Below are 11,245 nucleotides of genomic sequence, written 5' to 3'. Positions count from 1 at the left end.
GAGTCGGCGAGAATCCAGGTTTCAACCAAAACACTCAAGGTACCCTTGATCCGGTAATCAAATACGCTGCTTATGACTGCCCGGAGACAGTTGAAGTGGCAGATGTTAATTCCGATGGGAGAGCGGACGTAATTGTTTTGAATGCTGGTTGGAATACCCTGAGCCTTTACTTGCAAGATACTAATGGAAGTTTAATGGCGTATTCCAGTTACCAGATTCCTTATGCCTCGCACTATAACCCTCAGGGCCTTGCTGTAGGTGACTTCAATTCAGACGGAGATGCTGATGTTGCTATCGCCGATTATAACAATGGATTAGTAATACTTTATAGTTCACCTTCAGTTGTTCCGGTAACAGGTATTAGCTTGAATAAGACTGTTGCCACACTTACCGCAGGTGAAACAGAGACCTTAACTGCGACAATTACTCCATCTAACGCTACGAACCAGAGTATAAATTGGGCATCGGATAATCCGGAAGTTGCGACAATAGATGATAGCGGAAGGGTGATAGCGATAGCACCCGGAACAGCCAATATCACCGCAACCACGTCAGATGGCAGCAATCTTAAAGCAACTTGCGTTTTAACTGTTAAGGCCGTTAATGTCCCAGTAACCGGAGTTACTATTAATAAAACGATCGATTATATCCCCATAAAAAATACTGATCAACTTTTTGCAATGATTATACCTACAAATGCAACCACCAAAGATGTAACTTGGACTTCCAGTAATAAAGCAATAGCTACGGTCAGCAGTACGGGACTGGTAACAGCACTGAAAACCGGAACAACTATTATAACAGTTAAAACTAAAGATGGCGGTTTTACAGCGACATGTGAAGTTGTTGTAAAAAAATCATTTAAAATGTAACTGGCGCACTCTAAAATTTCTCCTTATAGCACCCACTGGTATAGTCCATTGGAAGATGGCACATTCAGACCTTAGCATGTCCTCCGCCGGGGTTAAATCTACCCAAACTAAGGGACTATGGGATATTGCAAGGGAGTGTTAGTATTAGTTTGGCAACGATTGTAGGTATACCATTTGGGGCGAAGATATACTAAAAATATAGCAATAGTGACTTGGAAAACTGTCTTGCCATAGGCTAAGTCCGCTACCCCGAACTACTCTATGCAGACAGTTTTCTTTTATGAGGCGAACCCCGCCGGGGTGGCTGTCTGATCAGGACAAGCAATATCTATGAAATGGATATGTTTGATAAGTAAACAGTAATAGGAATACAAAGTAGGCCAGGTCGTCATTAGGACGGCTGGCTTTTTGTTTTTTCTTGGATTATTTTCACGATCTTAGGAGGAAATAGAGGAAAGATGTGGAAATATTCAGAGGCGATTTTCATGAGCGACAGAGAGTTTTGATTGATTTGGAGAGGGATGTTTTGAATGTTTAGCACCAGTGAGCATGAATAATTCATAAATAGTCTCTGTTAACACATCTATTATGACAAACATATGTCGTTTTAGTTTTGCCACAAATTACATATTACGGTAGAGTTAAAGGAAAGAAGAATTTAGGAGTTTGAGATGATTGATTTAAACCATACGGAAAGGTTATTAAATCTTGTATATATGATTCAAAAATCTCCCGGAATTCAAGCGGGAGAACTAGCTAAGATATTTGGGAGGACCACCCGGACAATTCAAAGGGATATTAGTAACCTGCGTAAAGCGGGATTTAGCATTGCCTCATCAACAGGAGCTGCCGGAGGGTTCAGGTCGCGTGGTTCGTATTATTTAAAACCGCTGGTTTTTACCGGAGAGGAGGCTCTGGCGATCTTTGTGGCGTCAAGAGTACTGCTGGAGCAGAAAGGGTTTCCGTTTCGCGATGATCTGGAATCGGCGTTGGCTAAAATCTCTCAGGTCATCCGGGAGAAAGACAAGGATTTCTTTAAAAGTCTGGAGCCCCGCACCAGCATTGTAGTGAAACAGATCAAAGATTACTATCCATGGGGAGAAGTGTTTACGGAGATTAACCAGGCTATCCTGGACCGCGCCATCATTGAGATTACATACGATTCCTACAACAGCGGCACGGTCTCTGTCCGCAAGGTCAATCCCTATCACATTATGTTTAGGGAAGGGTGTTGGTATCTTATCGCTTACTGTCACCGGCGAGAAGAGATCCGGATTTTCCGGGTAGATCGGATTAAAGACTTGAGAAAGACGGATAAGCAATTTTCAAGTCCCGAAGACTTTTCCCTGCACGAGTATTTTAAGAAAAGCTGGCAGATGGGTAAAGGGGAACCGGTTACGGTAAAGGTCCGCTTCGAGCCGCCGGTTTCCCGGCTGATCCGGGAAAATACCTGGCATCCGACCCAGGAGATTAAGGAACTGGAGGGAGACAGCCTGATCTATACCGTACAGGTGGAAGGGACATGGGAGATAAAACAGTGGATCTTGGGATGGGGTGCGGCGGCGGAATGTTTGGAGCCGGAGGAGCTGCGGGAGGAGATTGGAAGAGAGGTATGGGAAATGATAGGTAGATATAGGTTACCAGAGCTTTCCAGAAGAAAAAGACTAAGTAAGTAGGGTTAACTAAGTCTTTTTATGACATAATTAGAATTGCTTTCGCTTTCATTTTTGTATTTGATTTACGTATCGGCTCCTTAAAATGTTAATGAGTTTATGTATATTTCATGGGTTAACTGAAAGGAAGTAGGTAATGAGGTGAAGGATAATAAAGATAAGGAGAAGAGTAACCCGAAGTTTATAGCGCACCGACGTGAAAAGGACGGAGAAGAGCAGTCCCTGGAAAGACATCTTGAAGAAACATCCTTCTTTGCGGGGGAATTCGCTAAGAAAATTGGTTTGAAAAAGCATGGAGAACTCATTGGTTTATTACACGATTTTGGAAAAGCAACGTTTGAATTTTATCAATATATTGGATCAGCGACGGGTTTAATTGATCCCGATGAGGATGATTATATAGATGCATCCGGAAAAAAGGGGAGAATTGATCATTCCAGTGCAGGTGCTCAAATCATTTATCATTATTTTTCTGATAAAGGAAAAGTAAGTACTTTTACCTCCCAAATCTTATCTTTAATCATAGCCTCGCATCATTCCGGAATAATAGATTGTTTAACCCCGGACGGTACTGATAATTATTCGCGACGGATGAACAAATTTGATGAAAAGACTAGAACAAAAGAAGCGCTGGCGAACGTTAACGATACTGTAAAACGTAAGATGGAAAAAATATTAGCGGATAAAAATTTTATTGGTGATTTTAATCTTAAGCTTAAATCTTTACAGGAACCAAGTGACTCAAACGAAACTTTTATGTTAAAGGTTGGATTGTTCACAAGATTTCTCTTTAGTTGTCTGATTGATGCCGATAGATTAAACACTGCAGATTTCGAATTTCCAGAGAGAACTGAGCAAAGAAACTATGGAAATTATGTTTCTTGGCAAACGCTGATTGGAAAACTGGAGAAACGTCTTAGTGATTTTGAGAATAAAACCGAGATCAAAAATGAACAGGAAAAAGTAAATATGCTGCGTAAGGAGATTTCGGATCATTGTTTAAAATTCTCGAATCGTCCGAAAGGACTTTACCAATTAACAGTGCCTACGGGCGGAGGGAAAACCCTTTCGAGCTTACGTTTCGCTTTAAACCATGTGAACCAACATGGAATGGATCGAATTATTTATGTCATTCCATACACTTCTATTATTGATCAGAACGCTGAAACAGTCAGAAAAATAATGGCAGGTGACATAGAGCAAAGGACTGATGTAACTGATGTAAATGAGATCGTCCTTGAGCATCATTCCAATTTAACTCCAGAGGAAGAGACCAGCCGTCAGAAACTACTGGCTGAGAACTGGGATGCGCCGATTGTCTTTACTACGATGGTTCAGCTTCTGGAAACGTTGTTTGGATATGGGAACCGAAACGCCAGGAGGATGCATCAATTAGCCAACACGGTGATTATCTTTGATGAAATTCAAACTTTACCTGTTCGATGTGTGTATCTTTTTAACGTAGGGGTTCGATTTTTGCTTAAAGCTTGTGGCTCTACAGTAATACTTTGTACCGCAACACAACCGCTGCTAAACAGTGAACTTTTGGGTAAGAGGGCTTTACCGATTGGACTTGATCAGCAAATGATGCCCGATGTTCGGAAGTTGTTTGAGGATCTGAAAAGGGTTGAAATTTTTGATCGGTGCAAAATCGGAGGGTGGACAAATCAAGAGGTAGTCGGCCTGGTCGAAGAAGAATTGAAAGAAACCGGCAGTGTCTTGGTTATTGTAAATACCAAAAAGTCAGCGGCCACACTCTTTCAGCAGGTTCGGAAGAATCCGAAAGTTAAAGTGTACCATCTCAGCACAAATATGTGTCCGGCGCATCGGTTGCAATATTTGCAAGAGATAAAAGATTGTCTAGCTGAGGAGCAACCAGTTATCTGTGTCAGTACCCAATTAATTGAAGCCGGTGTAGATATCGATTTTGGCAGTGTTATCCGTTACCTTGCCGGACTTGATTCAATTGCCCAGGCCGCCGGCCGCTGTAACAGGAACGGCGCCAGACCACAAAGGGGAAGGGTCTTTATTGTCAATCCTCAAGAGGAAAATATTAATAAATTAATAGATATAAAAATCGGCAGGGAAAAGGCAGAACGCGTTTTAGAGGAATTTAAAACGGATTCTGCACAGTTTGAGAAAGATATTCTGGGGTTAAAAGCCATGGAGCGCTATTATCAATATTATTTTTACGAACGAAAGGGGGATATGAATTATCCAGTAACTCCTAAATCTGCAGCCGGTCGGGCAGATAATCTTTTTGACCTTTTGTCAACAAATCCGAAATCTACAGCTGAATACCATCGGATAAACTCGAAGACACCAAATATATTCTTATGTCAGTCTTTTATGACGGCCGCAAAAATTTTTCAGGCTATTGATGCACGTACTCAGGGCGTCATCGTGCCATACGGTGAAAAAGGTAACCGGATTATCAGCGAACTGTGTGAAGTGAAAGACCTTCGTACACAATATCGTTTGTTAAAAGAAGCGCAGCGGTACTCCGTAAATGTCTATTGTAATCAGTTTGAAGAATTAATCAAGCAAAAAATAATTTATGAGGTGCAGGAGGGGGTAGGAATATTCTATTTGGATAAGCAGTATTACAGCGATGATTATGGCATGAGCGCAAGTAAAGTCAATGAAATGGAAACGCTGACTTGTTAAGGGGGTGGTAACAACATGGAAAACAAGGTTGAATTTAAAGTATACGGCAAATATGCGCTGTTTACTGATCCACTAACCAAAATTGGCGGAGAAAAATGCAGCTATCAAATTCCGACCTATCAGGCCTTAAAGGGAATCATGGAATCGGTGTACTGGAAACCGACACTTATATGGTTTATCGATAAGCTGCGTGTAAAGAAACCGATAAAAACCCAAACTCGAAGCGCCAAACCCATTGAATATGGCGGAGGTAATTCCTTATCGATATATACCTATCTTTCTGATGTTGAATATCAGGTACAGGCGCATTTTGAATGGAATTTACAACGGGAAGACCTGGCCGGGGATCAGAATGAAAACAAGCACTTCTTTGTCGCCAAACGTATGATTGAACGCGGCGGCAGAAGGGATATATTCTTGGGAACCCGTGAATGCCAGGGATATGTAGAACCTTGCCGAATTGGTGAAGAAGAGGGTTTTTATGACAATTACGGTGAGCTGAGCTTTGATCTGATGTTTCATGGCTTTGACTATCCTGACGAACTTGGAAAGAACGAGTTGTACGCCAGATTTTGGCGGCCAAAGATGGTAAACGGCGTAGTTGAATTTATTCGTCCAGAACAATGTGAGATCCGCAAATTTATCAGGCAAATGTCCGCACGCAATATTGAATCGATAGGATTGGAAGAGGAAGGCCTCTTGGAAGGATACTCGGAAGAGGTGGCAAACTGATGAGTTGGTTACAAAAACTTTATCAAACTGCTGAGAATTGCCAATCAATGATTGAATCCGGCTCGGATGAAAATGAAGTACCACTTTTACCGATCTGCCATACTACACAAAAGGCGCAGATTGAGATTGTTATTAACCAAGACGGCAGCTTTAAGCGGGCAGGAGTTATTCCTAAAGAAGAAGCCCGTACTGTTATTCCATGCACAGAAGCATCCGGTGGTAGAGCAGGGAAAAAACCGGAAACACATCCTCTTTGTGATAAGCTCCAATACCTAGCGGGAGACTTTGTGGGTTATGGGGGAGAGGTAACAAGTGGTTACGCTAAAGAACCCAAAGAACCGCATGAAAAATATAAGAAACTATTAAGAAATTGGTGCAAATCAGAATTTCGTCACCCGAAAGCAGAAGCTGTTTTAAAATATGTCGAGCAGGGTACAGTGATAAAAGATTTAATTGCCTACCAAATTTTATTCGTTGATACTGATGGAAAGCTGTTGAAACAATGGGAAGAAGAACCTGATAAGGTTGTTCCGGATATTTTTAAATTACTGCCCGGAAAAGAAAATAAAAAAACCGGTGAAATCGATAGTTGGCAAGCGGATGCCTTTATCCGGTGGATAATAGAGATGCCAAATGACCCGCAATCTGCTACTTGGAAAGATACAGATTTATTCGAAAGCTGGTCTAAATATTACTCATCGACCAAGGACAGCAAAACATTCTGTTTTGTAACCGGAACGGAAGTCATGGCGGCCGACCAGCACCCGGCAAAGATAAGAAATGACGGTGATAAAGCAAAACTTATTTCAGCGAATGATACCAGCGGATTTACATTCCGGGGGCGTTTCTTATCAGCGCAACAGGCCTGCGGCGTTGGCTTTGAAGTGACACAGAAAGCGCATAATGTCCTGCGCTGGCTAATAAGCCGGCAGGGTTACAGAAGAGGAGATCAGGCAATCGTAGCATGGGCTACTTCAGGGAAAGAGATACCTGATCTAATGGCGGATTCATTTTCAATGCTGGACTTGGAGGCAATGGAAAGTGATTCCGAACCGGCTGCTTCAACCGCTCAGGACTTAGCAATTAAGTTAAGTAAGAAAATCGCCGGTTATAGCACAGAGTTGGGCGATACCACAAGTATCGTAGTACTGGGGCTTGATTCCGCAACACCCGGGCGTATGGCCATTTCTTTCTATCGGGAATTAACTGGATCTGATTTTCTAGACAGAATTAAAAAATGGCATCAAACATGTTGTTGGATACATGATTATCGTTCCAAAGAAATAATTGACCTGCAAACCGGAAAGAAGAAAAAATTGCATCTTCGATTTGTTGGCGCGCCTGCACCAAGTGATATAGCGGAAGCAGCATATGGTTTGCGGGTAGATGATAAACTCCGCAGGTCAATGGTAGAACGAGTTATTCCCTGTATTGTTGATGGACGAAAGTTGCCGCGGGATTTAGTGGAATCCGCAGTGCGGCGAGCCTCCAAGCGTATAAGTATGGAGGAATGGGAGTGGAATAAAACGCTCAGTATCGCTTGTGCACTTTATAAAAAATATTATGAAAAGGAGGATTTTGATATGGCACTGGATGAAAATAGGAAAGCGAGGGATTATTTATACGGCAGATTGCTGGCTCTGGCAGACAGTATTGAAGAATGGGCACTGAATGATTCGGGAGAAAAACGCCAGACGAACGCAGCTAGATTGATGCAGCGATTTGCGGATCGCCCCTATTCAACATGGCGTACCTTGGAACTGGCATTAGGGCCCCATAAAGCTAGACTCGGTGGCAAGTCAGCTAAAAGGCAGCAATTAATCTCAGAAGTTATTGATATGTTTAAGCCGGAAGATTTTATTAATGATAAGAAATTAAGCGGCGAATTTCTTCTTGGTTATCATAGCCAGCGCAATGCGTTGTGGAAAAAACGAGATGAAGAGAAACCAAATGTTTGAAACATCGTGAAGAATGAAATCAACGGAGTATTAATTTAAAGGGGGATTGGAAACCATGGGAACCTTGTTAAATAAAATTGATTTTGCGGTGATTATTAATGTCAAAAATGCTAACCCCAACGGTGATCCGCTAAATGGAAATAGGCCTCGTATCAACTATGATGGAATTGGAGAATTGACAGATGTTTGTATTAAACGGAAAATAAGGAATCGGCTAATGGAAGCAGGTTCTGCTATTTTTGTTCAATCTGATGATAACCGTATTGATGGGTATCCGAGTCTTCGCAAGAGAGCTGAAGGGGAAATTAGTAAAGATAACTGGAAAGATGAGAAAAAATTCCGTGAAGCTGTTTGCAAGAAATGGATAGACGTGCGCACCTTCGGCCAGGTTTTTGCTTATGAAGGAGATAAAAAAGGTGAAGGGGTATCGATAGGAATTCGGGGCCCTGTATCGATACATTCCGCGTTTTCTATAGCTCCTGTACTTGAACGTATCTCCAGTATACAAATCACCAAAAGTGTAAGCAGTGTAGGCGATGGAACTAAACGATCTTCTGATACGATGGGAATGAAGCATAGGGTAGATCACGGCGTATATGTTTTTTACGGAAGCATGAACCCTCAATTGGCTAGTAAAACCGGATTCAGTGATGAAGATGCGAAAGCAATTAAGAAGGTTTTGGCGAATTTATTTGAGAATGACGCTTCATCCGCAAGACCGGAAGGAAGTATGGAGGTCTATAAGGTCTTTTGGTGGAAGCACAATTGTAAAAACGGGCAATATTCGTCCGCTAAGGTTCATCGCTCACTAAAAGTAGATGTAAAACCTGATGTGGATGTTCCCAATGATGTTGAAGAAGATTATATTGTTACTCTTCAACCACTCCCTGAGCTGACTCCGGAAATAATACCCGGAAGGTAATTACTTATGTCAGTTTATGAGGAAGACAATCTTTTACTTCTCTCTGGTATCCAGCACATGGCCTTCTGCGAAAGGCAATGGGCGCTGATCCATATTGAACAGGTCTGGGCGGAGAATTCGCGCACGCTGGAAGGTAAATTTCTCCATGAAAAAGCAGACGATCCGTTCAAAAATGAGACGCGCAGTGATCTCCGAATTGTCAGAGCAATGCCGATTGTATCCTATAAACTTGGCCTGCGCGGGGTAGCCGACGTGGTGGAATTCCGTATGGTGGAGAATTCGCCTGAGGGTATTGCTGTCAAACTGAACAAACGTAAAGGCTGGTGGCAGCCTTTCCCGATCGAATATAAGCGGGGAAGGCCCAAAAGGGATGATCGTGACGCAGTCCAGTTGTGCGCGCAGGCAATTTGTCTGGAAGAAATGCTGAAAATCTCCATTGACTGCGGATTCCTGTTTTACGGCCAGACAAAGCGCAGGGAAAAGATTTATTTTAACCATGTATTGCGAAAACGGGTGGAGGAACTTGCCGGCAAGATGCAGAAAATGTTTGTCGATGGGAAGACTCCCAGGGCGCATAAGGGCAAGCATTGCTCGCTATGTTCACTGACCGAACAATGTCAGCCGAATCTTACCATCCGTCACCGCTCTGTCGAGGCGTACTTACAACGGATGCTGGATTGGGAGGAGATAAAAATTTGAGGAAACTGCTGAACACGCTCTATGTGACCATCCCGGATACTTATCTGGCCTGCGAAGGGGAGAATATTCTCATTAGGGTGGACGATGAAATCAAATTCCGCGTTCCCGTGCATAACTTGGAGGGGATCGTCTGTTTTAACTTCACTGGAGCCAGTCCGAAACTAATGCAGCTTTGCTGTGAAAGAGGGGTGTCACTGTCATTTCTCACCCAATACGGAAAATTTCAAGCTCGTGTAACCGGTAAGGTCTCCGGCAATATTCTGTTGCGAAAGAATCAGTACCGCTGGACAGACAACGATGATATTTGTGTCAGGCTGGCCAAAAGATTCATCGCGGCTAAAATGATGAATTGCAGGGCCGTCTTGCACCGGGCTATTCGCGACCATCCCGAAGTTGTTGATACATCTTTACTTGTCAGTATCATGAAATTAATATCCGATCTAGGCAAGAAAGTCGATAAAGCAATGGATTTGCATACACTTAGAGGCTTGGAAGGGCAGGCGGCAAATTTATATTTCTCCGGATTTAACGAATTGATTCTTGCCCAAAAGTATGCTTTTCAGATGACCGGCAGAAATAGGAGGCCCCCCTTGGATCGGGTCAACGCCCTTCTCTCCTTTTTCTATACTTTGCTGGCACATGAAGTGACTGCCGCCCTGGAAAGCGTGGGCCTTGATCCCCAGGCGGGATTTTTGCACAGGGACAGGCCGGGCAGAGCAAGCCTGGCGCTTGATATCATGGAAGAACTGCGGTCGCATTTTGCCGATCGTTTGACACTCAATTTAATCAATCGCAATCAAATCGATGGAGAAGGTTTCGTGATCAAGGAAAACGGCGCGGTGATCATGGACGACAGTACCAGAAAAGAGGTACTCACGACCTGGCAGAAGCGTAAGCAAGAGGAAATTACACATCCTTATCTGGATGAAAAAGTACCGCTGGGTCTGATTCCTTATATTCAGGCAGTGCTGATGGCCAGACATATCCGAGGGGATATTGAGGATTACCCGCCATTTATCTGGAAGTAGGTGATTGACTATGATGGTTTTGATAACCTATGATGTCAATGTTACAACAGACGCAGGGAAAAGACGTCTTTATAGGGTTGCCAAACAGTGCAAGAATTTCGGTCAGAGAGTGCAGAATTCAGTGTTTGAGTGTTTGGTCGATCCGACGCAGTTTACAGACCTGAAACACCGGCTGGAAAGCATCGTTGATCCGGAAAAGGACAGCTTACGCTACTATTTTCTGGGTAGTAATTGGAAAAAGCGTGTTGAGCATTACGGTACCAACGAGTCTTATGACCCGGAAGGGGTTCTGATCATTGATGCGAACGGTAAGTGAACATAGATTTACTGGAATGTTCGCAACGGGCATATTTTATGGGAAAGATATTAGTTATCCGACTTTTAATGTATAAAATAGTCAAATAGAATATAACTTTCGCAAAACAAAGCTTAAAAACGCTTTGTTCATAATATTCCCTTTAGGGACTGTCGCGCCCCGTGCGGGCGCGTGGATTGAAACTTTATAACCGAGTGCAAGAACGGACCTACAGGTCGCGCCCCGTGCGGGCGCGTGGATTGAAACTTCACTGTCGAAGGGGAGGATGCCGTTGTACGGGTCGCGCCCCGTGCGGGCGCGTGGATTGAAACTCTATAACCGAGTGCAAGAACGGACCTACAGGGGTCGCGCCCCGTGCGGGCGCGTGGATTGAAACTT

The 11,245-nt window shown here is 43.2% G+C and carries 9 protein-coding genes; all 9 read left to right on the top strand.

From position 1 onward, the window contains the following. Positions 1 to 872 (top strand): Ig-like domain-containing protein (locus AC6I5A_RS11275; RefSeq protein ID WP_052168043.1); only part of this gene is annotated, 872 nt, incomplete at its 5' end. A 671-nt stretch (positions 873 to 1,543) separates the two neighbouring features. After that, positions 1,544 to 2,548 (top strand): helix-turn-helix transcriptional regulator, encoded by a 1,005-nt coding sequence (locus AC6I5A_RS11270; protein WP_034615841.1) that lies wholly within the window; start codon positions 1,544 to 1,546, stop codon positions 2,546 to 2,548. Positions 2,549 to 2,686: 138 nt separating this feature from the next. Next, on the top strand, positions 2,687 to 5,212 hold the full coding sequence (locus AC6I5A_RS11265) for a CRISPR-associated helicase/endonuclease Cas3 (protein WP_034615839.1): 2,526 nt from the start codon (positions 2,687 to 2,689) through the stop codon (positions 5,210 to 5,212). 15 nt (positions 5,213 to 5,227) lie between these two features. Beyond that, on the top strand, positions 5,228 to 5,944 hold the full coding sequence (gene cas5c / locus AC6I5A_RS11260) for a type I-C CRISPR-associated protein Cas5c (protein WP_034615837.1): 717 nt from the start codon (positions 5,228 to 5,230) through the stop codon (positions 5,942 to 5,944). Then, positions 5,944 to 7,902, top strand: coding sequence for a type I-C CRISPR-associated protein Cas8c/Csd1 (gene cas8c / locus AC6I5A_RS11255; RefSeq protein WP_034615835.1), 1,959 nt, complete (start codon positions 5,944 to 5,946; stop codon positions 7,900 to 7,902). The genes cas5c and cas8c overlap by 1 nt, the downstream gene beginning before the upstream one ends. 55 nt (positions 7,903 to 7,957) lie before the next feature. After that, the gene (gene cas7c / locus AC6I5A_RS11250; protein ID WP_034615834.1) at positions 7,958 to 8,824 is read left to right on the top strand and encodes a type I-C CRISPR-associated protein Cas7/Csd2; all 867 of its coding nucleotides are present in this window, start codon (positions 7,958 to 7,960) and stop codon (positions 8,822 to 8,824) included. A 6-nt stretch (positions 8,825 to 8,830) separates the two neighbouring features. Then, a complete protein-coding gene (gene cas4, locus AC6I5A_RS11245) occupies positions 8,831 to 9,523 on the top strand; it encodes a CRISPR-associated protein Cas4 (protein ID WP_034615832.1) in 693 nt (230 codons plus the stop codon). Next, positions 9,520 to 10,551, top strand: a complete 1,032-nt coding sequence (gene cas1c / locus AC6I5A_RS11240; RefSeq protein WP_034615829.1) for a type I-C CRISPR-associated endonuclease Cas1c — start codon at positions 9,520 to 9,522, stop codon at positions 10,549 to 10,551. The genes cas4 and cas1c overlap by 4 nt, the downstream gene beginning before the upstream one ends. 10 nt (positions 10,552 to 10,561) lie before the next feature. Continuing rightward, a complete protein-coding gene (cas2, locus tag AC6I5A_RS11235) occupies positions 10,562 to 10,867 on the top strand; it encodes a CRISPR-associated endonuclease Cas2 (RefSeq protein WP_034615844.1) in 306 nt (101 codons plus the stop codon). Positions 10,868 to 11,245: the final 378 nt, after the last annotated feature.

This window comes from Desulfosporosinus sp. Tol-M2 (assembly GCF_059735615.1).
The sequence above is the reverse complement of the archived record's forward strand: the minus strand, read 5'-3'. Positions and strand labels throughout refer to the sequence as shown.

Bases quoted from the DNA above. Each gene is read 5' to 3' on its own strand.
- AC6I5A_RS11270 (WP_034615841.1), top strand. From the start codon at position 1,544: ATGATTGATTTAAACCATACGGAAAGGTTATTAAATCTTGTATATATG.
- cas5c (WP_034615837.1), top strand. From the start codon at position 5,228: ATGGAAAACAAGGTTGAATTTAAAGTATACGGCAAATATGCGCTGTTT.
- cas8c (WP_034615835.1), top strand. From the start codon at position 5,944: ATGAGTTGGTTACAAAAACTTTATCAAACTGCTGAGAATTGCCAATCA.
- cas7c (WP_034615834.1), top strand. From the start codon at position 7,958: ATGGGAACCTTGTTAAATAAAATTGATTTTGCGGTGATTATTAATGTC.
- cas4 (WP_034615832.1), top strand. From the start codon at position 8,831: ATGTCAGTTTATGAGGAAGACAATCTTTTACTTCTCTCTGGTATCCAG.
- cas2 (WP_034615844.1), top strand. From the start codon at position 10,562: ATGATGGTTTTGATAACCTATGATGTCAATGTTACAACAGACGCAGGG.